The sequence below is a fragment of the Staphylococcus roterodami genome (assembly GCA_022493055.1).
GTDB classification, from domain to species: domain Bacteria; phylum Bacillota; class Bacilli; order Staphylococcales; family Staphylococcaceae; genus Staphylococcus; species Staphylococcus singaporensis.
This window is the reverse complement of the sequence record CP092781.1, coordinates 2,747,138-2,773,555: the sequence shown is the minus strand read 5'-3', so window position 1 is coordinate 2,773,555 and position 26,418 is coordinate 2,747,138. Positions and strand designations below refer to the sequence as shown.

General features: G+C 32.9%; 15 protein-coding genes and 1 pseudogene. 11 read left to right on the top strand and 5 right to left on the bottom strand.

The features are described from left to right. Positions 1-2: 2 nt before the first annotated feature. The 8 genes from asp1 to ML436_13485 all read left to right on the top strand — a co-directional run bounded on the left by asp1 (position 3) and on the right by ML436_13485 (position 12,149). Positions 3-1,556 carry an accessory Sec system protein Asp1 gene (gene asp1 / locus ML436_13520; GenBank protein UMT78120.1) on the top strand — a complete coding sequence of 518 codons (1,554 nt, stop codon included), beginning with the start codon at positions 3-5 and terminating at the stop codon, positions 1,554-1,556. Then, positions 1,546-3,105 (top strand): accessory Sec system protein Asp2, encoded by a 1,560-nt coding sequence (asp2, locus tag ML436_13515; protein UMT78119.1) that lies wholly within the window; start codon positions 1,546-1,548, stop codon positions 3,103-3,105. The genes asp1 and asp2 overlap by 11 nt, the downstream gene beginning before the upstream one ends. After that, complete coding sequence (gene asp3, locus ML436_13510) at positions 3,092-4,051, top strand: accessory Sec system protein Asp3 (protein UMT78118.1); 960 nt, start codon at positions 3,092-3,094, stop codon at positions 4,049-4,051. Before asp2 ends, asp3 begins: the two co-directional genes overlap by 14 nt. Next, on the top strand, positions 4,041-6,431 hold the full coding sequence (secA2, locus tag ML436_13505) for an accessory Sec system translocase SecA2 (GenBank protein UMT78117.1): 2,391 nt from the start codon (positions 4,041-4,043) through the stop codon (positions 6,429-6,431). The genes asp3 and secA2 overlap by 11 nt, the downstream gene beginning before the upstream one ends. Positions 6,432-6,448: 17 nt before the next feature. Further along, positions 6,449-7,957 (top strand): accessory Sec system glycosyltransferase GtfA, encoded by a 1,509-nt coding sequence (gene gtfA / locus ML436_13500; GenBank protein ID UMT78116.1) that lies wholly within the window; start codon positions 6,449-6,451, stop codon positions 7,955-7,957. Then, positions 7,950-9,305, top strand: a complete 1,356-nt coding sequence (gtfB, locus tag ML436_13495) for an accessory Sec system glycosylation chaperone GtfB (GenBank protein UMT78115.1) — start codon at positions 7,950-7,952, stop codon at positions 9,303-9,305. Before gtfA ends, gtfB begins: the two co-directional genes overlap by 8 nt. Before the next feature lie 217 nt (positions 9,306-9,522). Further along, a complete protein-coding gene (locus tag ML436_13490; GenBank protein UMT78114.1) occupies positions 9,523-11,418 on the top strand; it encodes an adhesin in 1,896 nt (631 codons plus the stop codon). Positions 11,419-11,585: 167 nt separating this feature from the next. Next, positions 11,586-12,149, top strand: coding sequence for a cysteine hydrolase (locus tag ML436_13485; GenBank protein ID UMT78113.1), 564 nt, complete (start codon positions 11,586-11,588; stop codon positions 12,147-12,149). A gap of 260 nt (positions 12,150-12,409) precedes the next feature. On the opposite strand, the gene ML436_13480 is transcribed toward ML436_13485, so the two are convergent. Beyond that, the gene (locus ML436_13480) at positions 12,410-14,284 is read right to left on the bottom strand and encodes an amidase domain-containing protein (protein UMT78112.1); all 1,875 of its coding nucleotides are present in this window, start codon (positions 14,282-14,284) and stop codon (positions 12,410-12,412) included. Positions 14,285-14,494: 210 nt separating this feature from the next. Here ML436_13480 and ML436_13475 point away from each other — a divergent pair, with 210 nt between their 5' ends. Continuing rightward, a complete protein-coding gene (locus ML436_13475; GenBank protein ID UMT78111.1) occupies positions 14,495-17,464 on the top strand; it encodes a YhgE/Pip domain-containing protein in 2,970 nt (989 codons plus the stop codon). 117 nt (positions 17,465-17,581) lie between these two features. On the opposite strand, the gene manA is transcribed toward ML436_13475, so the two are convergent. The 4 genes from manA to ML436_13455 all read right to left on the bottom strand — a co-directional run bounded on the left by manA (position 17,582) and on the right by ML436_13455 (position 23,338). After that, the gene (gene manA, locus ML436_13470) at positions 17,582-18,520 is read right to left on the bottom strand and encodes a mannose-6-phosphate isomerase, class I (protein UMT78110.1); all 939 of its coding nucleotides are present in this window, start codon (positions 18,518-18,520) and stop codon (positions 17,582-17,584) included. A 13-nt stretch (positions 18,521-18,533) separates the two neighbouring features. Next, positions 18,534-20,495, bottom strand: a complete 1,962-nt coding sequence (locus tag ML436_13465) for a PTS fructose transporter subunit IIABC (protein ID UMT78109.1) — start codon at positions 20,493-20,495, stop codon at positions 18,534-18,536. A 77-nt stretch (positions 20,496-20,572) separates the two neighbouring features. Further along, a complete protein-coding gene (locus tag ML436_13460; GenBank protein ID UMT78108.1) occupies positions 20,573-22,447 on the bottom strand; it encodes a BglG family transcription antiterminator in 1,875 nt (624 codons plus the stop codon). A gap of 450 nt (positions 22,448-22,897) precedes the next feature. Further along, positions 22,898-23,338: a hypothetical protein gene (locus tag ML436_13455; GenBank protein ID UMT78107.1), complete on the bottom strand. Its 441-nt coding sequence runs from the start codon at positions 23,336-23,338 to the stop codon at positions 22,898-22,900. 255 nt (positions 23,339-23,593) lie between these two features. On the opposite strand from ML436_13455, the gene ML436_13450 reads away from it, so the two are divergent. After that, positions 23,594-24,118, top strand: a complete 525-nt coding sequence (locus tag ML436_13450) for a hypothetical protein (protein UMT78106.1) — start codon at positions 23,594-23,596, stop codon at positions 24,116-24,118. 428 nt (positions 24,119-24,546) lie between these two features. Continuing rightward, positions 24,547-26,075 (top strand): annotated as a pseudogene (gene aur, locus ML436_13445) (zinc metalloproteinase aureolysin). Positions 26,076-26,418 lie beyond the last annotated feature (343 nt).

The following is a 26,418-nucleotide window of genomic DNA, read 5'->3' as shown; positions in this document are numbered from 1 at the left end:
TTATGAAATATTTCATCCCAGCTTGGTATGATGACCAACAATGGTGGCAAGATACAACAGTACCGTATTATCAAATGCAAAAAAAGACAGAGTTTGATGACATGATTAGTTTGATGGGCATGCACTTGGAAAATGAATTAGACTATCATCTTATCGTTTTAAACCATGCACCGAATTTAAGAACATTTTTACACCGGTACGATTTATATGAGACAAAGTATGGGTCAGTATTCGATGAAATTCAAGGATTTAGTCATCATGCACCACAAGCAATTAATTATCATCACCTAAAATGGCCCGATGATGTGGAATTTGTTTACACACCGTACTTACTTAAATGTGTAACGAGTGATCAAACCTTTACAAATATTTATTTTAGTCAGGAAGGGTATTCGATTTGGTTTGAGGAATTTGAAAATGGACAATTACAGCGACGTTATATATTTGATGATAGGGGTTATTTGTCGGCAATACGTTATTTTGATAAAGATGGAGAGGCCACATATCAAGAATATTTAACGATAGATGGTGATTGTGTACTTTGTGAAGATTTAAAAGGTGGACGAGTCTCTGTTTCAGAAAGGTATCAACATGATTATCACCAGACACAATATAACAGTATGGCTGAAATAATTGAAGAGAAATTTCAAGAGATGATCACGAGAACGATTCACTCAGATGATCATGTAATTGTAGCTTCAGACACTAGACATAATCAGTTCATTGCTAAGAATATTCCAGCACAAGCACTTAGCTATTCATTTTTTAAAAATAGAAATGAAACGGTGTCTTCTGACGAGTATCAGTCAATCGTGAAAGGTGCTCATTTTATTGTTGATAGCTTGCAACTAGAACGTGCATTATTCCAACATCAACAAAAACTTGCTCGACAGGATAACATGATTCGAATTACTCCTTTTGAAACAAGACAATCGCCTAACATTAGCAGTCAATTAATGGAAACATTTATTGGCGTTTGGATAGATGGTATGACTGAGGCTAACTTAAAACAATTAATGGAATGTCTCGTTGATTATATTGAGCGTGAAGATCAATACCGTTTAATTTTACTTACACGGCATCAAAATAATATACCGCAATGGTTACGTACGTGTATGGCATCAGTGAATGAGGCACATCATGCTAAAAAAGAAGAAGATGTGAATGTTTCTGCATTAATGACAACTGAAGATCAGGACGATGTCATTACCATTAAGACGATATTTGCTGAACATGATGTCGTTGAAGCAATGCGTACATTACGAATAATTATCGATATGTCTGAAGAACCAGATTTATATTTACAAATCAGTGCGATTAGTGCTGCAATTCCACAAATTAATAGTCAATCAACGGATTATGTTTCTGACTATGATAACGGGCGTATCATTGAAACGTCTCACCAACTAAGTGAAGCGTTAAATTATTATTTAGGTTACTTGAAAAATTGGAACTATGCTTATGCCTATTCTTTAAAATTAATAGATGCATATGCATCTAACAATATTATTCGTCAGCTCGATGAATTAATAGAAGGTGAAAAAGATGCCACGTAAATTTAAAGTATTACAAATTGGTGGAGACGATTTAGAGTCTATTTTCCAAAATAAAAAAGGTGTAAGTTGGGACTACTTTGATGTTGGACTGTTTGAGTTTGATAGTGGTTATGTAGAAGCAATTGAGGCGATTGTTGAATCTGAAGGGCATTTTGATTTTATTTATATTCAAGCACCATACTCGAAGGCATTAATGCAGATGTTACAAATGATAAGTGAACCATACAACACGTATGTTGACGAAGCATTTTGGACACATAATTTTGAACAAGATCAAATAGTTAAAAAGTTCTTTATACAACCATTACATTATTACGATATTCAAGATCGAAATAATAAATTAGAAGCGGTCTGCTTTTCGGGGCAGTATGGAGATAAGATTTCTCCTAAACTTGCGCTTGTGCACCCGAACTTTAAAGGAGATATTGTCTATCAGGGCAATTCTGCACTTACATTATCGGGGAATTTTGGAGATGCGTTGAAACCTATCGCCTCATGGCAAAATAACCTCGTTTATGATAAAGAAAAAGTGATTCAAATATGGCCGGAATTTGATATTGAAGGCAGTGTTGAGCTGCAATATACGTTTAGGTTGATCCAAACAGGTGCAGCTGGAAGTTTAGTTGAACAAATTGTGTTGAATAATGATGAATTAGACATTCCTTTAGAGATACCGTCGAAACCATTTGATGCATATATAAGTGTGACCGTTAAAGCTCGTGGAAGTGGAACGGTGAATTTAGGACCTATACATAAACGGTGGTCTAGGTTAGATATGGGCGAGTTTTTATTAGGTGGAGAACGCTTTGTCGATGATCAAAGACAAGAATTTATATATTATTTCCATCCGGGTGATATGAAGCCACCATTAAATGTATATTTTAGTGGCTATCGTACAGCAGAAGGTTTCGAAGGATACTACATGATGAAACGTATGGGTGCGCCTTTTTTACTTATTGGTGACCCTAGAATTGAAGGCGGTAGTTTTTATATTGGATCGCCTAAATATGAAAAAGGTATTGTAAATGTCATTAAACAAACTTTAGAAAAACTCAACTTTAATTCACATGAACTGATATTATCCGGGTTGTCTATGGGTTCATTTGGTGCTTTGTACTATGGCGCCCAGTTAGATCCGCAAGCAATTATAGTCGGGAAACCACTAGTTAATATTGGAACAATTGCAGATCACATGCGGTTACTGAGACCGGAAGAATTTGGTACAGCGCTAGACGTTTTAGTATCTAATGAAGGAGACACTTCACGGGCGTCTATTCAAGCGTTAAATCAAAAATTCTGGCAAACATTTCAAGAGAAATCATTGTCAAACACTATATTTGCGATAGCATATATGCAACATGATGACTATGATCCACATGCTTTTCAAGATTTATTGCCTATATTAACAGAACACCAAGCACGAGTGATGAGTCGTAGTATACCAGGGAGACATAATGATGATTCTCCGACGATTGCAAATTGGTTTGTTAATTTTTATAACATTATTTTGGAAGATAAGTTTGGGAGAGGTCAATATGTTAAAAAATAAAACATTTAAGGTGACATGGAATTACATTTCACAAACAACATTTATGTATGGTTCAAAAGTGTCATTCTCTAATGGTGAAGTGACTTTCGTTAACCCTTTAATGCCTTCAGGGCTACCTATTCATGAGTGGTTGATGTTAAAGCAATTTTCGAAATATAAAAGTGCGCCAAGCTTGCCAATATTACGTAGAGGCCAACGTTATCACATACACTTCGACTTTGATGCAACACCTAGTCATTCTGTATATTTTATTATCATTTTCTATAATAAAAATGGAACGAAATTAAGTACTGAAATTGTTAAGTCAAGAGAGATTACGATGCAATATCCTGAAGAAGCCTATGCGTATAAAATTAAAATGATGAATGCCGCGTCTACAGCACTTACTTTTAGAAGTTTAACAATCACGGAAATCACGCATCAAGCTGATTTGGAAAATAAAGGTATGCAGATTAAAAAGATAAGAAATGTACAAGGGGACAATGAAATACTGAATGTCATTATTACAGAACCGTCGGATACGTATCCAACAGTAACAAATGATTTTTTGAAAGCATTTGATTACGTGTGGGTCGTTGACTATTGGATGGATAATGAGATTGAAATGAATATTAAACAGTTGTATCACGAACTTCGTAATCACAATGAATATAAGACAATAAATATTATTAGTCATGGACCAAAGTCGAATGTTTTTGCGACAAACTTATCAAAAAAATTGCAATGTAAGTTGTATCGGACGAGTCATGAAGATGAAGATATGAAAACATGGCTTAATAATCATGTCCTAGGAAATAATGAATCAAATGACGTTAATGAGTTGGTTTATTTTAAAGAAGCTGATGATGTGCATTTGAGTTATATGTCACGTTTAATGAATCCAGTGCGATTTTTAACATATTTAGATGTATCGAAACTGAATGGTGGGGAAGCTCATGAAACATAAATTAGATGTTACGATAAATGCATTAAGACTAAATTCGATTCAAAAAATAGTAAAGCGCATCAATGCATGGAGTAATGAAATGAAGTTATATTCTGATGAAGCGCTAAGGCAAAAAACGATAGAATTTAAAGAACGTTTGGCATCAGGTGTAGATACATTAGATACATTATTACCTGAAGCATACGCGGTGGCTCGTGAAGCAAGTAGAAGAGTGTTAGGTATGTACCCAAAGGAAGTGCAGCTGATTGGCGCAATTGTTTTACACGAAGGTAACATTGCAGAGATGCAAACAGGAGAAGGTAAAACACTAACGGCAACAATGCCCTTATATTTAAATGCTCTTTCCGGAAAAGGTACATATTTAATTACTACAAATGATTATTTAGCAAAACGTGATTTTGAAGAAATGAAGCCTCTATATGAATGGTTAGGTCTAACAGCTTCGTTAGGTTTCGTTGATATTGTGGATTATGAGTATCAAAAAGGGGAAAAACGTAATATATATGAACATGACATTATATATACAACGAATGGACGCCTCGGATTTGACTATTTAATCGACAATTTGGCAGATAGTACGGAAGGCAAATTTTTGCCACAGTTGAATTACGGTATTATTGATGAAGTTGATTCGATTATTTTAGATGCTGCGCAAACACCATTAGTTATTTCCGGTGCACCGAGAGTTCAATCGAATTTATTTCACATTGTTAAAGAATTTGTAGATACATTAGCTGAAGATGAACATTTTAAAATGAAGAAAAATAAAAAAGAAATTTGGCTCTTAGACCATGGGATTGAAGCGGCGCAGTCGTATTTTAATGTTGAGGATTTATATAGTGAAAGGGCAATGGCTTTAGTACGCAATATTAATCTTGCTTTACGTGCACAATATTTATTTGAGTCTAATGTCGATTATTTTGTTTATAATGGTGACATTATTTTGATTGACCGTATTACAGGGCGCATGTTGCCGGGTACTAAATTACAAGCTGGGCTTCATCAAGCGATTGAAGCAAAGGAAGGCATGACAACTTCTACCGATAAAAGTGTCATGGCAACGATTACTTTTCAAAATTTATTTAAACTTTTTGAGTCATTTTCTGGTATGACAGCAACAGGTAAATTAGGGGAATCAGAATTTTTTGATTTATACTCTAAAATTGTTGTACAAGTGCCGACTGACAAACCTATTCGACGCATCGATGAACCAGATAAGGTATTTCGCTCTGTTGATGAAAAAAATGACGCCATGATCAGTCATATCATTGAATTACATGAGACAGGGAGACCTGTTTTACTCATAACGAGAACTGCAGAAGCTGCAGAATACTTTTCAAGAGTATTTTTCCAAATGGATATTCCGAATAACTTATTAATTGCTCAAAATGTAGCAAAAGAAGCGCAAATGATTGCTGAAGCAGGACAAATTGGTGCAGTGACTGTGGCAACAAGTATGGCTGGAAGAGGTACAGACATTAAACTTGGTGAAGGTGTAGAAGCTTTAGGTGGACTAGCTGTTATCATTCATGAGCATATGGAAAATAGCCGTGTAGATAGACAGTTGCGAGGTCGCTCTGGCAGACAAGGGGATCCAGGATCATCATGCATTTATATTTCTTTAGATGATTATTTAGTTAAAAGATGGAGTGATAGTCAGTTAGCAGAAAACAATAAATTGTATGCATTGGAACCACAGCAATTATCACAAAGTCGCTTATTTAATCGAAAAGTGAAGCAAATTGTAGTTAAAGCACAGCGTGTTTCAGAAGAGCAAGGTGTTAAAGCACGAGAGATGGCAAATGAATTTGAAAAAAGTATAAGCATTCAACGAGATATTGTATATGAAGAACGTAATCGGATTTTAGCTATTAATGATGCGGAAAATAGAGATTTTATTAAGCTAGCTAAAGAAGTGTTTGACATGTTTGTATATGAAGAGAAGACTTTAACTAAAGAAAAAGTGGTCGATTATATTTATCAAAATTTAAGTTTCCAATTTAACAAAGATATGTCTTATGTTAATTTTAAAGATAAGGAAGCAGTCGTAACGTTTTTATTGGAACAATTTCAGACGCAGGTGGCTTTGAATCGTAACAATATGCAAAGTACATACTATTATAATATTTTCGTACAAAAGGTATTTTTAAAAGCAATTGATTCATGTTGGTTGGAGCAAGTTGATTATTTACAACAATTAAAAGCAAGTGTTAATCAACGACAAAATGGTCAACGTAATGCGATATTTGAGTATCACCGTGTAGCGTTAGATTCATTTGAAGTAATGACACGAAATATAAAAAAACGAATGGTAAAAAATATTTGTCAAAGTATGATTACATTTGATAAAGAAGGTATGCCGGTTATACATTTTCCATAAATGAAAAGGGGATGCGCATGACGATATATAATATAAACTTCGGTATAGGATGGGCAAGTAGTGGCGTTGAATATGCACAAGCTTATCGTGCAAAATTATTGAGGCATACGAATGAGCAAACGAAATTCATATTTTTAGATTTTATACAATCTGAAAATATACAAACATTAACACATAACATCGGTTTTAAAGATCATGAAGTGATATGGTTGTATCAGTTTTTTAGTGATATTCCAATTGCGCCTACGACATATACAATAGACGATATTGAAAACGATTTTGGACACGAGACTAGTCGCAGAGAACGCAAAGGTAAAACAGTACGTTTGTATTTTAATGGAAATGCATCCTTTGTTACATGTTATTTGCAGAATGAACAAAAAGATATTGTTGATCGTGCAGAATTTGTTATTAATAGTATGCTTGTACGTAAAGATTTTTATAATTATACCCGAGTATTTTCTGAGTATTATGCGCCTGCTGAAAATAAAGCGAAACTATATATGCGTCAATTTTATAATGAAGATGGATCTATAGCTTATAACGAATATATTGATGGCGATAACCGCGTATATGTTTTTGAAGATGCTATTTTATATAACAAAGATGAATTTATCGCATACTTCTTACAGCATTTGAATTTAACACGCAATGATATCGTTATACTTGATAGAGCATCAAACATTGGTCAAGCAGTCATGCAACATAAAGGAGAGAGTAAAGTTGGTGTTGTAATTCATGCGGATCATTATAGCAATAACATGATAAGTGAGCAGCATATACTATGGAATAATTATTATGAGTACCAATTTTCAAAAGCCAAGTATATCGACTTTTTTATTACAGCTACAGATATTCAAAATCACTTGTTGTGTCGTCAATTTGATCAATATGAAGGCTATCATCCTCGTGTGTATACGATTCCTGTGGGAAGTATCGATAATTTAACTTATCCTAGTGCAGCAAGAAAACCATATGCGATGATTAGTGCGTCTCGTTTAGCAAGTGAGAAACATATTGATTGGCTTGTTAAAGCGGTTATTGTAGCAAAGCGAGAAGTGCCTGAATTGACATTTGATATTTATGGGGAAGGTAGTGAGAAAACACGTCTTCGTCAAATTATTGATACGCATCATGCAGAAAGTTACATTCGAATACTAGGTCATGTGAACTTAGAAAAAATTTATGCAAATTATGAACTGTTCCTTTCAGCTTCAACAAGTGAAGGATTTGGACTTACTTTAATGGAGGCGGTAGGATCTGGTCTAGGAATGATTGGATTGAATGTTAATTATGGTAATCCCACATTTATTAGAGATGGGGAAAATGGTTACTTAGTACCGTATAATTCCAATAATGACAGTGTGGATAATGTGGTAGCAAAACTGGCGGATGCTATTGTAAAGTATTTTAAAAATGGTCCTAATAAGCCGCATGAAATATCTTATGAGGTGGCACAGCAATTTATGACTCAAGATATTATTTTAAAATGGGAAAGATTAATTCGAGAGGTGCTAAATGATTAAATTATTCGATCATTTTAATGACAATTCACGTAAACTTTATCAATCTTTTATAGCAAGCACATTGGAAGATGATTTAACAATTGTATTGAATGACAATGGCTTTTTACCAGATGAGATTATTACACCATATCGATTTTTTGCGGGGACTCAAAATTTTGAAAATACGACACCACGATTTTTTAATCAGATAAATGTACCTACGTTTTGGGAAATTAAAGGTAATAATAATTCAGCTGTGATTACAGATATGGGGCGTGTTCGAGGTAAAATATTTTATCAAAGTGCTGAAAAACCTAGAATTGTTCATCGTGTAGAATGGTACGATGAACAACAGCGCGTACGATTTGTTGACCATTACTCTAAGCATGGCGTTAAATTTGCCCAAACAATTTTTGATATAAACCATAAGGCTATTTTGAAAAAATATATGACAGCTGATGGTAAAGAAGTGATTTATGAAAACTTTGTTACGTCTGATGTCATATTAGACTGGCAAGGAAAGTCTTACTTTTTCCCATCAAAACTCTCATTTGCATTGTTTTTTATAAAACAGTTAAATGTTGCGGGTCATCATTTTGTCATTAATTCATTAGCATTACCATTTTCAGTGATATATAATTTGCCGAATTATGGTCGTGATGTTTTAGTATGGCAAGAAGAGTGTCGAGGTAATGTCCCAGGAAATATGCAATTGATGTGTAGAGGCGATATGAAGCGGGATTGTAACATTATTATTCCAGATAAAGAAGAATATGAAACAATTATGAGTGTAGCAGATAATAAAGTTAAATCGCGTGTTTTTAAAGGTGGCTATTTATATAATTACCAAAGTCGTACTCGTTATGCTAAAGAAATATTAATATTAACAAATTCAGATCAACTTCGTAACATCAGGTCATTAGTTGAAACATTGCCAGAGTTTAAGTTTCATATTGCTGCTATTACTGAGATGTCTCCAAAGTTAATGCATTATGATCAATATGCAAATGTTTATCTATATCCTTCAATTAATATGGCTATGGTTAATGAACTTTATCAATTATGTGATATATATCTTGATATTAATGAAAGTAATGAAATATTGAATGCAGTTCAACGAGCATTTGACCATGAGTTGTTAATTCTAGGGTATCAGCAAACAGCACACAATACTAAGGTAACACCATCAGAGCATTTATTTGAACATATAGGCGATGGTGAAATTGCCAATGATAAGTTAATTAAAATGTTAGAAAAGTTGAAACACCATCAAGATTTTCACAATGCATTGATGACTCAAAAAGCGCAAGCACATGAAGTTACACTTGAGCAATTTGAAAGCATTTTTAAACAAGCACTAGATAAATAGAGTATAAAGTTGTTACCTAGAATATGACGAAGGAATGGGCGCATAAATAACCCAATGTAGCCCATTTTATATTGTATTTGATGCACAGGCATTTTAAATAATAGAACTAACATCGCTTACATATTAATTGATGAATAGATATGTGTAAATTTCTTATAAATTGGTATATAATGATATGTAATTCTTTTAAGGGAATAAGTGAGAGAGGAGTAAGTTGATGGCTATATATCGAGGAAAACCATTTCGATTTTATGTGAAATTGTCTTGCTCAGCAATAATGGTGAGTAGCATTATGCTGACGAATACCATACCCTATTTTGCAGAAGCTGCAACGGAAAATGATACAGTTTCTACAAATGACAGATTAGCTAAACAAGATTTATTAGATAAACTTGAACAAGCAAAACATCAGATTCAACAGTTAACTCAGTTGTCGGCTGAGACGAAAGAAAATTATAAAGAACAATTAAATCAGGCAAAATCGGCATCACAAATAGATGATATTTTAAAGCGTGCCAAAGATGTAGAGGGTAAGTCGCAAAAAGGTGTAAGCATTGAAACAGATAAACAACGTGATTTAGATAAGAACTTGGATCAATTGTTAACAGATTTGAATGAATTGTCTTCAAAGGTTGATAAGGGTCAACTAAATGCTGCATCAAAACACGATGTATTAAAGAATGATGCGTCAACATTCATTTCAAATAACGGTAAAGAATCTAACCATACTAATGATGAAGCTATGGTAGATCAAGCATTGGCAGATTTGAATCATTTTAATCAAAAAACTCATAAAGTGAATAACCATGAATCAGACAAATCAAAAGACGCATCAATGACTGCAACAATTAATCATCCTGATTTAAATAAAGGTAACACTAGTCAGGGAATTTTAAATGAAGTCATTTCTAGTGAAGAAAATCAAAGTCATGATAATCGGCTCACGGACAAATTGCAAGGAAGTGACAAAATAAATCATGCCATGATTGAACGTTTGGCTAAGGGTGACACACAAACAAAGCACTATACATTTAATAAATTGAAAGCTTTAAAATCATTAGATCAACGTATTGCAGATACGTCACTTTCTAAAAGTCAAAAAGCTGATTTACTGAACGAAGTAGATAAGACAAAAGAGCGTATTAAAAATCAGCGTAGTATAATTTTAGATCAACTTGCACAGACTAAGGATAAAAAGGCTGCGACGAAAACGATTTTAGAAAATGTATTTAATAAAGACGAAGCTGACAAAATATTGAAAACGATACAATTGAAAGGTCAGACAGACCAACAAATTGCTGATCAAATTACTCGTAACATTGATCGATTATCATTGACAACAAGTGATGACATATTAACAACCATGGTTGAACAATCTAAAGATAAAAAGGCTTTGTTATCTCAAATATTGCAAACTAAATTAGGTAAGACAGAAGCCGATAAATTGGCTAAGGAATGGATAAATAAAGGATTATCAAATCAACAAATTATTGAACAATTGAAAAAGTATTTTGCATCAACTGGAGATACGTCTTCAGATGATATTCTAAAAGCGATATTGAATAATGCAAAAGATAAAAAACGAGCTATTGAAACAATTTTAGCAACACGTATCGAACAACAAAAGGCAAAATTATTGGCCGATTTAATTACTAAAATGGAAACAGATCAAAATAAAATATTAAAATTGGTTAAATCAGCATTAGCGGGTAAAGCTGATGACTTATTGAATTTACAAAAACGACTTAATCAAGCTAAAAAAGATTTAGATTATATTTTTTCACCAATTTTAAACCGTCCGAGTCTATTAGATCGATTGAACAAAAGTGGTAAATCATCGGACTTGGATAAATTATCAAGACTTTTGAATCAAGGGTCAAATTTATTAGATAGTATTCCAGACATACCAACACCTAAACCTGAAAAAACTTTAACACTAGGTAAAGGGAATGGTTTATTGAGTGGTTTATTAAACGATGATGGTAATGTATCGTTACCTAAAGCAGGGGAAACATTAAAACAACATTGGGTACAGATAGCTGTAGTTGTTGGAGCATTCGGTTTGTTAATGATTTGGATGTCACGACGCAAGAAAGTAAAATGTAAAGCATAATCATATTGGGGGGAGCAGCATGCACATAACTATTTGAGTTGTGGGTGTCTTGATTCCCTCTTAATTTATTATTAAAAGTATGCAAGTTGCAAAGATTAGATTGTCCGTCATTTTAAAGTTATAATGAAATTATCGCCTTGGAATTACATAAGTAAAGGAGAATGAAGATGTCTCGAAAAACCGCGTTATTAGTTTTGGATATGCAAGAAGGTATAGCAAGTAGTGTACCTAGAATTAATAATATTATTAAAGCGAATCAACGAGCGATTGAAGCAGCACGACAACACCGAATACCTGTTATTTTCATACGTTTAGTATTAGATAAAAATTTTAATGACGTCTCATCGAGTAATAAAGTATTTTCAACGATTAAAGCACAAGGTTATGCAATTACTGAAACAGATGCGTCAACACGAATTCTTGAAGCATTGGAACCATTGGAAGATGAACCTATTATTTCAAAACGACGTTTCAGTGCCTTTACAGGTAGTTATCTAGAAGTCTTTTTGCGCGCAAACGACATTAATCATCTAGTACTAACAGGTGTGTCTACGAGTGGCGCAGTTTTAAGTACGGCATTGGAAAGTGTAGATAAAGATTACTACATTACCATTTTAGAAGATGCTGTTGGTGATAGATCAGATGATAAACATGATTTCATAATAGAGCAAATTTTAACGCGCTCATGCGATATTGAATCTGTAGAATCATGGAAAAGTAGTTTGTCATAATTACACAATATTTATTTAAAATATAATAGTAGTATGTTAGAAGTATTTAATATTTCTATGATGCTTAGGATGGATACGCTATTAAGTGTATGTTTCCAGATACATTTGAATTAAAAATGTTATAAAAATAACCCGAGAACATTGAAATTGAACTGCACCTAGTCAAGTAGACTTTGAAGGGAGCATATCAAGATAGAATGTCTCGGGTTAAATTTTTTGTGTTCAGTTAGAATAGTAGAACATTTATTATCATAAGATAATTATTTACCAGTAATATATGACAACTCTTCGGCTGCTTCTGCGTTAATTGTTCGATAAGATATGATTCCTAAGCCTTTAACATTTGATTCTGAAATAACGATAGAACCATCACTGTTAACTTTCTCAACGAACGCAACATGACCGTATTGTTGATCTGCACCAAATTGTCCTGCTTCGAATACTACAGCAGAATGACGTTTAGGCGTATGGCTTACTTGATAATCACGATATTCAGCACGGTTATTCCAATTATGTGCATCTCCTAAATCTCCTGAGATAGATGAACCGAATTGTTTCATACGGTTATATACATACCATGTACATTGACCATGTGGATATGGCATGCTGTCAGACACTTCGCGGAATGGTTTGAATTCATCTGATGAACTATCATCATCATTAATAGAACGTTCATACTTATCTAAATCAGGCATACGTTCGTCGTCAAACTTAGCCAATTGATAGTGTTTAATAATGCTGTTTAATTTTTTAGCATAATTTGGATCTGTTGCATATGTTTTTGATAGGTGTGCTGTGGCATCTTTATATGAATCAGCTTCTGATTTCCAAGTTGGTTTATAGATATCTGCATTTCCATCAATACCTTTTTTAATAAGGTTAGAGTAATCTTTTAGCGATTCTTTAGTACTTGGATATTTTCTAAATCCAGCATTAATACTATATAATTGGTTTCCATCAGCTTCTAATGTATTAAATGAAACTGAGTTACCTTCAAAAGCACCTTTAATACCAAATAAGTTATGATTTGGTGATTTAGCTAAAGCACTGCGACCTGAATCAGATTCTAAGATTGCTTGGGCAATCATCACAGACGCATAGATATCATTATCTTGACCTATACGGTGTGCGTCTTCGGCGATTGATTTTACAAATTTACGTGTGTCTTTAGAGTCAACAACATTAAATTGACCTGTGTCACTGTTATTAGATGCATTTGGATCCGTTTCAAATAAAGACGTTGCACGTGTATCATTTTTATTAACGTCTTTGTTAAATGATTGTGCTGGTTTAGATTTATGCTTCAAATCATCTTTCGATGGTAACTGTGGATTAGACGTTTTAGGTTTTGCATCTTTTTCTTTTTTTGATTGTGATGCATAATCCTTTTGAGTTTTTTTAGCATCTTCACTGTACTGATCTAAAATAGAGTCTAATGCCGAATCTGACATAGATTGATCATTTGTTGATGAAGATTTCTGATTCGCATTATTGTCGTTAGTCGGCTTGTCATTCGATTGATTTGACTTTTGTGAATCTGCTTGCTTATTTGATGTACCTTGCTTTCCATCATTCGTTGTAGTGGCTTTTTTACTGTCCACTTTATCTTGTTTTGAAGATTTAGAGGCAGGTTCATTTTTAGCTGAGCTATCACTGTTTTTATTTGAATCATCAGATGTACTTTCATTATTACGAGGTTGTTCATAGTCAGAAACATCCGACTTCAAATTGAATAAATTTTGGATTAAAGTCGTTAATGAAAAATTGTCATCATATTTGTTTTTATTAAATAATTGATTAAAGTTCGATTGAGGCAAATTTTTATAAATAAAATCTATGATGTTATCTGAATTTGAATTACTATCCTCTAATTTCTTATCTTTTGAATCACTAGTGTCGTGTTTGCTTGTGTTATTATTGTCAGATTGTTTTGCTTCGGCTTTATCAGCATCAGTATTTTTACTTGTAGAATCCTTTGAAGTTTCAACATCATTAGATTTTTTCGAATCATGAGTTGTCGTTGTCTTAGCTGTAGTATCATTTTTTGGTGTGTCAGCATAAGCGGTAGGGGAAACTAAAGTAGGTAATACGAGCGTAGTTGATAGCAAATATATTAAAACTTTATTTTTAGGCATATTACGCATTCTCCCTTGAAAAATATGATAATTAAGTGTGATAATAAATTATGATTTGTTATAATTTATCGTATGCTGAAAGTAGTTGATAGGTATCAATCAACAATATATCTCCCAATAAACTGATTATACTAATTCACAACGCAAAAATAAATTAATTTACAAAAAATATATAAAAAATATGAATAATTCCTATTTAGGAGTGTGACAATGAAGAACGCATTTAAATTATTTAGAATGGATCTGAAAAAAGTAGCTAAAACACCAGCAGTGTGGATTATCTTAGCAGGACTAGCTATTTTACCATCATTTTACGCGTGGTTTAACTTATGGGCAATGTGGGATCCATATGGTAATACCGGACACATAAAAGTCGCAGTTGTTAATGAAGATAAAGGCGACACAATCAGGGGGAAGAAAGTCAACGTTGGTAATACAATGGTTAATTCCCTCAAGAAAAACAAAAGTTTTGATTGGCAGTTTGTTAGTAGAGAAAAAGCTGACCATGAGATAAAAATGGGGAAATATTTTGCAGGTATTTATATCCCATCTAAATTCACACATGAAATTACGGGAACCTTACGAAAACAACCTCAAAAAGCAGACGTTGAATTTAAAGTGAATCAAAAGATTAATGCGGTTGCATCAAAATTAACTGACACTGGATCGTCAGTTGTTGTTGAAAAAGCAAATGAGCAATTTAATAAAACGGTAACACGTGCATTATTAGAAGAAGCGAATAAAGCTGGATTAACAATTGAAGAAAATGTACCGACGATTAATAAAATAAAAAATGCTGTATATTCTGCAGATAAAGCATTACCTAAAATAAATGATTTTGCGAGTAAAATCGTGTATTTAAATAATCATCAAACTGACTTAGATAAATATGCTAATGACTTTAGAGATATAGGTAAGTATAAAGGTGACATTTTAGATGCTCAGAAAAAATTAAACGAAGTCAATTCGGCTATTCCGCAACTTAATGAAAAAGCCAAATTAATTTTAGCGTTAAATAGCTATATGCCGAAAATTGAAAAAGCATTAAACTTTGCTGCTAACGATGTACCAGCTCAGTTCCCTAAAATTAATCAAGGGTTGGATATTGCAAGTCAAGGTATTGATCAAGCCAATGGACAGTTAAATGATGCGAAAGGCTTTGTCACACAAGTAAGAGGTAGAGTTGGTGATTATCAAGAAGCTATTCGACGCGCACAAGATTTAAATCGCAGAAATCAACAGCAGTTACCTCAAAACAATGCAGCTAATAATGCGACATTAAATGGTGCGCCTGCAATTAGTAATCAAACAGAAACAACACCTAATAACAATAATGCATCGAGTAACAATGCTACAGCAAATACGACGCCAAATGGCAATAATACGCCTGTTGCGACTGCGCCACAAAGTACTAACGTGAAAAAGGATGGGCAAAGTGTAGCAGATATAAAAACAACACAAGTGAGTACAGCTAGCGAGAACTCACCAAGTATTACTGATAAAGACATTAAATCGATGGATGCGGCATTAACAGAATCGCTATTATCGTTATCAAATAACTTAGATACACAAGCTAAAGCGGCTCAAAAAGATACGCAATCATTGCGAAATATTGCATATGGTATTTTAGCTTCTAACAATCCATCCGAGTTTAAAGAGTCGCTTGATAATGTAAAGTCTCGTTTAGAGTACACTACGCAATATAATCAGCAATTTATCGATATATTAAAAGAATTAGAGAAGAATGAAAATGTTGATCTTTCAAAAGAAATTGAAAAGGTTAATAAAACTAATAATCAAGTTAATGCAGAGTTAAGATTGGTTAATCAGTTGAGTAATGCTCTAAAAAATGGTAGTTCAGGTACAGCAGAAGCGACAAAAGTATTAGATAATTTATCAAAACTAGACTCATCGTTGTCGTCATTAAGAGACTATATTAAAAAGGATCTTAATAATACTTTGGTTTCATTATCTAAACGTATCATGGATGAATTAAATAAAGGACAAACTGCTTTATCAAATGTACAAGCTAAATTAAATACAATTGACCAAGTTATTACTAGTGGACAGTCTATTTTAAAAAGCGGTAAAAAGCGTGTTGATCAGTTACAATCTGTATTGCCGAGTATTGAACAACAATACACCAATGCGATTAAAGCAGCACAAGCGAATTTCCCAACTGTGAAAAGTGATGTAGCAAAAGCGGCTAATTTTGTACGTAATGATTTACCACAGTTGGAACAACGATTAACAAATGCAACTGCAAGTGTAAATAAGAATTTGCCAACCTTATTGAATGGCTATGACCAAGCCGTGGGATTATTAAATAAAAATCAACCTCAAGCTAAAAAGGCGTTATCAGATTTAGCTGATTTTGCACAAAATAAATTGCCTGATGTTGAAAAAGATTTGAAAAAAGCGAATAAAATTTTCAAAAAGTTAGACAAAGAAGATGCGGTTGATAAGTTAATCGACACGCTTAAAAATGATTTGAAAAAGCAAGCGGGCATTATTGCAAACCCAATTAATAAGAAGACTGTTGATGTTTTCCCAGTTAAGGATTATGGTTCTGGTATGACGCCATTTTATACTGCCTTGTCAGTATGGGTTGGTGCACTCTTAATGGTAAGTTTATTAACAGTTGATAATAAACATAAGAGTTTAGAGCCAGTCTTAACTACACGCCAAATATTTTTAGGTAAAGCAGGATTCTTCATCATGCTTGGTATGATTCAAGCACTAATTGTTTCAGTTGGAGACTTGTTTATTCTAAAAGCGGGGGTTGAATCACCTGTATTATTTGTACTAATAACGATTTTCTGTTCAATTATTTTCAACTCAATCGTATATACGTGCGTATCATTACTTGGTAACCCAGGTAAGGCTATTGCAATCGTATTACTCGTATTACAAATTGCAGGTGGCGGTGGAACATTCCCAATTCAAACAACACCACAATTTTTCCAAAATATTTCACCATATCTACCATTTACGTATGCGATTGATTCTTTACGTGAGACGGTAGGAGGCATTGTTCCAGAAATATTAATTACAAAATTAATTATTTTAACGTTATTTGGTATAGGTTTCTTCGTTGTAGGGTTAATTTTAAAACCTGTAACAGATCCAATGATGAAACGCGTATCAGAAAAAGTCGATCAAAGTAACGTAACAGAATAAAATATAAAATCCACACGTTAGGGTTATTTCACCTTAATGTGTGGATTAATTTATATTAAAAGGAATAGACAATGTTTGATTATTTATAAACATAGTAAATCCAATATAATAATGACGTTAGCTTGGATGGCTAATAATGGCACTCATTTCACCGTTCAAATGAATATTTGTATCTTCAGTTGTTAAAATAAAGCTGGTACCTTTTTGAATATCAAAATGAGTTTGGTCTATAGTTAATGTTCCATTACCTTCAATAATTGTAACTAAACAATACGGATATGGTTTAGTGAAGTTTAATTGACCGTGAATGTCCCATTTATAAACCGCAAAAAAGTTGTTATCTACAAAACGTGTTACGGTATGTGTCTCGATTTTAGTCGTTATTGGTGTAGTATTTGGATTATGATTGTCTAATTGAATGACATCTTTACTTTGTTCCAAATGTAAGTCACGCAACTGCCCATTTTGATCACGTCGGTCATAGTCGTAAATGCGATATGTTGTATCAGATGATTGTTGTGTTTCTAATATTAAAATACCTGAACCGATAGCATGAACGGTACCTGCAGGGACATAATAAAAGTCACCGGGTTTGACAGGAATTCGTTTAAAAAGACGATCGAATTCATGGTTGTCAATCATCTCAATTAGCTCACCTTTAGTTTGTGCCTGAATACCGTATATAATCTCAGCGTCAGGAACTGCATCTAAAATATACCAGCATTCTGTTTTACCGAGTTCACCTTCATGTTTTAAAGCATAATCATCGTCAGGATGAACTTGTACCGATAATTTATCATTAGCATCTAACACTTTAGTTAACAATGGAAAGCTGTCTCGTGAATCGTTGTTGAACAATTCACGATGTTGCATCCAAAGTTGATCAAGGGACATGCCTTGATAAGGACCATTCATTATTGTGTTAGGCCCATTTGGATGAGCAGAGATTGCCCAGCATTCACCAGTAGTGTTATTAGGAATATCATAGTTAAAAGATTTTAACGCATGACCACCCCAAATTCTGTCTTTAAACACGGGTTGTAAAAATAAAGCCATAGTTATAACTCCTCTATATTTTCATTAATAAATTATAAATTTCAGTAGTGCTGTTTGCTTCAATGAGTGACTGGCGTGTCGTATCATTCATCAGCGCTCTAGATAATCGTTGAAGAATTTTCAAATGTGTATCTTGACTATTATTTGGCACTGCTATTAAAAATATTAATTCTGGTAGACTGCCATCTAGACTTTCCCATTGGACACCATGACTATTTTTCATTACAGCTACTATAGGTTGTTTGACTACATCCGATTTGGCATGAGGGATTGCTACATTCATACCAATAGCTGTCGTGGATTCCATTTCACGCTCTAAAACCGCATTTTTTAAATGTGAAGTATGCTCAACATAACGACATACTTTAAGTTGATGGATTAACATATCGATTGCGTCGTCCCTAGACATTTCTTGGTCAGTCATAACAATAGTATGCTCATCAAATAGATGTGATGTAGCATCATGATGTAAATGAGATGTTGTATTTTCAGAAGGATCTTGATGATTCTCACTTGAGAGTACATCAGTATCATGCAGTTGTGTATGCTGTGACGGTTCATCAACTGCTACAACAGGGGTATTACGCTTTAATAATAACACAGTAAACATTGTGACAAGACTACCTATGATAACTGCTAAGGCAAACCATAATATATGGTCAATACCACCTAATACTGCAACGATTGGACCCCCATGTGCAACTCTATCTCCTACGCCACCAAGTGCAGCAATAACTGATGCAATCATAGCGCCTATCATATTGGCAGGAATGATACGTAAAGGGTCTTGAGCCGCAAAAGGAATGGCACCTTCAGTTATACCGAAAAGCCCCATTGTGAAAGATGCTTTACCCATTTCTCTTTCAGAATGATTAAATTTATATTTTTGAACAAATGTTGCTAATCCAAGACCGATAGGAGGTGTACAAACAGAAACCGCAACCATACCCATAACGGCATAATTACCTTCTGCAATGAGTGCCGAGCCAAATAAGAATGCCACTTTATTCACCGGGCCACCCATATCAAAAGCAATCATCGCACCTATTATTAAGGCAAGTATAATAATATTAGCGCCCTGCATACCTTTTAACCAAGTTGTTAGTGCTTCGAAAATATTCGAAATTGGAGCACCAATAAGAAAAATGAAAATTAATCCGACGATGACTGAAGAAATAATTGGAATTATGATAATAGGCATAATTGGTGCCATCGCTTTTGGGACCTTAATATTTTTGATCCATTTTGCAATATATCCAGCTAAGAAACCAGCGACAATTCCACCTAAAAAACCAGCACCTGCATCGCTACCGTAAAAGCTACCATCTGCAGCAATAGCGCCACCAATCATACCAGGTACGAGACCAGGTTTATCAGCAATACTTACAGCGATATATCCAGCTAGTATTGGTACCATAAATTTAAATGCTAAACTACCGATATTTTCAATAGATTTCCAAAATGAATCATCAGGAATGACCAATCCTTTAGAAGTTGTTTGACCGCCAAGTGTAAGTGCAATGGCTATTAAGAGACCGCCAACAACGATAAATGGAACCATAAATGATACGCCGTTCATTAAATGCTGGTAGAACATTTGCATACCGCTTTTAGACTTACCACTGTAGGTTGCTCTATCATTATCATCATTGGTTTTTGATTGATAAATAGTGGCATCTTGATTAATGATACGTTGAATCAATTTTTGAGGATTATGAATTCCTTCGCGAACATTTTCATTAATTAAACGTTTACCAACAAATCTAGATAAGTCAACTTGTTTATCAGCTGCAATAATGACACCGTCTGCTTCTTCGATGTCTTTACTGGTTAAAATATTTTCAGCACCAACACCACCTTGTGTTTCTACTTTAATATTCACGCCCAATTCTTTAGCAGCTTGCTCAAGTTTTTCTTGAGCCATATATGTATGTGCAATGCCATTTGGACATGAGGTAATAGCTACAATTTTCATAAAATCATCTCCTTATTTTTTATTGTAAGCGCATTCTTTGAATTTTAAAAAAGAATAATTGCCGTTACTAGTGGCAATTATTCTCGCATGTATTGTAATATTTGCTGTTTTAACTCGAAATCATCCAAACTACATAAATGGTTAACAATATCTTCATCAAAACTAGCAATTAATTGCATCATTTGTTTGGTAAAGTTATTGTCTTTTGGCGAAATCGCTAAGAAAAAGATAAGCTTAACGTCATGTTGTCGCCAAGGGAAGACATCTTTTGTGCGAAAAATAAGGACATGCGATTGTAATACTTTTTCGGGGTCTCCATGAGGTATGGCCATATAATTCCCAATATATGTTGATGAGGATTTTTCACGTTCTAAAGCGGTCTCGATATAACCATCTGTGATAGCATGATGTGCTTGTAATATTTTGTGCGCTTCCTCGAAAATTTGTATTGTATCTTGCAGTGATTGAGTCGTATTCACTACAAGGAAATTGACAGTAGCCATATAATCTTGTGACTGAATTGGATTTTGCTTTTGTTTAACAAAATGCATGATTTTATGATGATCATCTTCAGAAAATAATGGAGAAACTTTAATGGTTGTAATATGTTTAGGTAATGTGTTTAATGTATGGCTTGGAATAGCGTGAGTTGTAATTAATAAGTCAACATTTTCGAAATGATTGTTTGATATGTTTTCTAATTTAATCGTATTAATTACAGTTAATTCGTCTGTTAAGTTATTAATTTTAGTTTCTAAAAAATTTGAAACACCTAAACCATAGTAACAAATAATTACAGCATTCAATTTAGCTTTAGTGCGACGTTCGATTGCTGCTTGAAAATGAATTGTTAAAAAGGCAATTTCGTCTTCGTTCATTTCAATATCGGTATTAATGTTTAATTTATTAATTGCTTCAAAAAGCATATTAAATACATAAGGATAAAGTTTCTTAATTTCAGTAACTAAAGGATTATTTAAATAAATGTTTTGTGTAATGCGTAAATATGCTTTGCTAAAGTGATTGTATAAATTTTGTTGTAATATCGTATCCTCGCTAAAGGGTACATGGATCCTTTTTTGCATAAGTTCAATTAAACGATCGATATAACTTTGTATAAAAATACGTTCGATACCTAAATCAAGTTTATTAAAATGGTAACCAATGAAGAATGAAAACATATTTGTTATTTGCGAACTTAAGTTATAACCTAATCGAACATTGATTTGTTTAATACAAGATTGCGCGATTAATGTTGATTCATGATTTAGAGTGTCTATTTCATTTAATTGTTGGTTACGCTTAATAATTAAAATAAGGTGGATTAACAGCTGTCTGATCTGAATTTCTGAGGTTTCAATGTCAAATTGTTCAAGTGTTTCTTGAATGATATGTGCAATCATACGTTGATGCGCTTCAGGTAATTCACCTAAAATTAAATCTTCAACGTGTCCATGTCCAGTTGATAATTGATTTAAATGGATAATGGCATTTGTTATATCGTTGTTGCTCCCATTGACAAGAATACCTTGCTTTTTCTTAATGACTAAATCTATATTAAATTTTTGACACCATTGCTGTATTCTTACGAAATAGTCATTAAGTACAGTTTTAGACAGAAGGTAGTCTTGTTCAAGTTGCTGAATCGTATGTGTTCTATCGTGCATAAGTAATTGATACGCCATAGACAGCATAATTTTTTCTTTATAAGACTGAATGTGGTTATAGCGTGCATTAATGACATCTAAAGTATAATGGGTTGTATTTAGTAAATAACCTTTAGATTTAATACTTATGATGATATTATCCATAAAATTACTGTTGATTACATGGATATCATTTCGAACGGTTCTATTTGAAACATTAATATACTCAGAAATTTCATCAGAGCTCAAAGTTTTCGCCGGGTTTTTAATGAAAAGTTGAATTATTTGCATATGTCTATCTAACATTTTTCTCGTAGCACCTCTTTTCTAGTAGTGATTATGTAAGCGCTTATAAATAGGCATTAATTTCATTAAACATGAGACAACACATATCCGTCAATGACATTAATTCGAACTTTTACATAAGATTAAAGAAAAGAATGAAAGATTGCGGATTTAGATTTTTTATTTTATGTGGGTGATAAGCGTCATATAAAAAATTCTAATAAATTTGAACTCATAAATATAAATCATGTCATTTTGCAAAAATTTAATCGTGAAGGCATTAGAATACGAAGGATAGAACGAAGTCCATTGATAAACAAAATAATCCTAAGACATAAATCAATATCCTAGGATTAACAATATTATAAAGATAGAAGTTGACAGAGCGAAAATACACAACATGTAACAATTTTTTTAAATATGGTCAGGGGCCCCAACATAGAGAATTTCAAAAAAGAAATTCTTCAGCATTTAATTTTTAGAAGACTGTATTTCAGGTGACTGCTTAGAAGACTGATTGGTATTGTTTGATTTATTAGGTGTACTTTGTTGTTTATTATTTTGCCCATTCGTTGTTGATTGATTACTGCCACCGTGTGAGTCATTGTTATTTGATGATGACTTGTTAGGGTGGGCAGGTACAGTATTTGAAGGTACGGTTTGATTATTTTGTCCATTTGGCTGTGTAGGCTGTTGATTATCAGCATTATTATTATTTTGATTTGTGTTTGATTTTCCTGTATTTTCATTATTTTGATTTGTTGATTCAGAGTCTTTTTTTTGATGTGTTGTTTTATTATCTTGGTCGTCATTTTTATGAGATGAGGTCGAATGATTTATTGCTGTATAAATGGCGAATCCTAATGCTGCAATTAATATGATAATTACGATTGATATAAGAAACTTTTTCAAATATAACGCCTCCGTTTTAATGTGAACTGTTAATTCAAGAAATTTAAAAAACATGTTAATGATAATTTGTTATCGTTGTACATTTTAAAGTGACAAAGTAAACGACATTAATATTTTTAGCAATTTTGATATGCTTCAAATAAGTATAACAAAACTGTTATGTATTTTTAAATATAATTAATAGTATTTTATTTAACAAGCAAGTTATAATTAAAGTAAAGCGAATGCAAAATTTTTATGGAAAAGAGAGATAATATGAATAAAGCAACTAAAATTTGTCTTGCAACAACATTAGCTTTTGGTACATTGATTGGAGCAACTGTCGTAGGAAATGAAACAGTAGTGAATCATGAGGCACAGGCAGCAACTACACCATACTATACGTATAACGGTTATATTGGACATAATGCGAATTTTATTATGGATAAACATTTTATAAATGCAATTAAACATGATAACGTGAAGTTTAATGGTATTAAATTAGCTAAGACTAATGCAACAAAGAAAGTAGAGAAATATGATCAAACTTTTAAAGAGGTCTCAGCAAATGGTAATGAAGCAGGGCAGTTACAATTCATCGTCAAAAATGATATATCTTTAAAAGATATTCAAAAAGCTTATGGTAAGTCATTGAAAAAAGATAATAATAACCAAGATCCTAATAGTGGAATTTTTTACTACCAACCAAATAAAAAATCATTAGGTATATGGTTTGTAGTTGACCACAACAGAGTGGTGGAAGTAACTGTTGGACATACACCTTATAAAACAAGCAAATAATATATAAATTTATCATAAAGACTAGGATGCTACATTAACAGTACATTCTAGTCTTTTTAATTTGATTAGTAAGAAATATTGCATCGTGTTTAATCGCTTAATATAAGAAAAAATGTTTATCCCATACAATATATTTAAAGTGGTTATATAAGTTATTGTAATCGCTTACTATGTATGTTTAGCAGTATTTTGTAATCGTTAATAATTTACTAGAAATAAAGCCTTATTAAATTTTAAAATATAATTAAGTACAATGATTAAAAATTAATTTAATTAGAGAAAACAGTTTTAAAAAAAGAAAAGAGCCAATAAATAAAATCACTAAACAAAAAGTGTGGAAATAAATTGAAATAATCATTTACTTTTCTGAAAAATTAAATTAATATTTTATTTATAAGCTGTTTTTAAAAAATCAGGAGGAATGAAATGTGAGGAAATTTTCAAGATATGCATTTACAAGTATGGCGTGACAACGTTATTGAGCACTATTGTACCTACAGCAGTTGCAGCAGACACGGGTAACAAACCGGCTAATTCTGATATTAATTTTGAAGTAACACAAAAAAGTGACGCGGTTAAAGCTTTAAAAGAATTACCTAAATCTGAAAATGTAAAAAATAATTATCAAGATTACTCTGTTACTGATGTAAAAAAGGATAGTAAAGGGTTCACTCATTATACATTACAACCTAGTGTTGACGGGGTTCATGCACCTGACAAAGAAGTTAAAGTACATGCAGATAAATCAGGAAAAGTTGTTTTAATCAATGGTGACACAGATGCGAAGAAAGTAAAACCAACGAATAAAGTAACATTAAGTAAAGATGAAGCTGTTGATAAAGCATTTAAAGCAGTCAAAATTGATAAAAATAAGGCCAAAAACCTTAAAGATGATGTTATCAAAGAAAATAAAGTTGAAATTGATGGCGACAGTAATAAATACATTTACAATCTTGAATTGATTACAGTTAGTCCGGAAATTTCACACTGGAAAGTTAAGATTGATGCCCAAACAGGTGAAGTTGTTGAAAAAACAAATTTAGTTAAAGAAGCAGCAGCTACTGGTAAAGGTAAAGGTGTACTTGGAGACACTAAAGATATCAATATTAATAGCATTGATGGTGGATTTAGCTTAGAAGATTTAACGCATCAAGGTAAATTATCTGCATATAATTTTAATGATCAAACTGGTCAAGCGACATTAATTACAAATGAAGATGAAAACTTTGTAAAAGATGATCAACGTGCCGGTGTAGATGCAAATTACTATGCTAAACAAACATATGATTATTATAAAAATACATTTGGGCGTGAATCATACGATAACCATGGTAGTCCAATTATTTCATTAACACATGTTAATAATTATGGTGGTCAAGATAACAGAAACAACGCAGCATGGATTGGCGATAAAATGATTTATGGTGATGGCGATGGCCGTACTTTTACAAATTTATCAGGCGCAAATGATGTAGTTGCACATGAGTTAACGCATGGTGTTACACAAGAGACTGCGAATTTAGAATACAAAGATCAATCAGGAGCGTTAAACGAAAGTTTTTCAGATGTCTTTGGATACTTTGTAGATGATGAAGATTTCTTAATGGGTGAAGATGTTTATACACCAGGAAAAGATGGAGATGCATTACGTAGCATGTCAGATCCTGAACAATTTGGACAACCATCTCATATGAAAGATTATGTATACACTGAAAAAGATAATGGCGGCGTACACACTAATTCGGGAATTCCAAATAAAGCAGCTTATAACGTAATTCAATCAATAGGGAAATCAAAATCAGAACAAATTTATTATCGCGCTTTAACTGAATACTTAACAAGTAATTCAAACTTTAAAGACTGTAAAGATGCTTTATATCAAGCAGCTAAAGATTTATATGACGAGCAAACAGCTGACAAAGTATATGAAGCATGGAGTGAAGTAGGAGTAGAGTAAAAGTATAAAAACAAGAAGAAGTAATGTTAAACACTTATAAATAATTAAATTTTAAAATACAGCTTATATAAGAGGATGATATTAACAAAAGCAATTTCTTTGTTGGTACACATCCTCTTTTGTATTTGTTGGGTGAGTGTGAGGTTTGTCTACTGTAAGACATCCGGACAGTCTAATAATATCAATGTACTAGGCTCTACAATGTTATTTAGATAGTAGTTGATTGGATGGAAATGCCCTTGTAGCAAACTTTTATTATTTCTGTCCCACTCCTAATCACAAAAAACATATTATTTAAAATACAAATGTCGTTTTAAAAGTTGTCACAAAAATTTACATACAT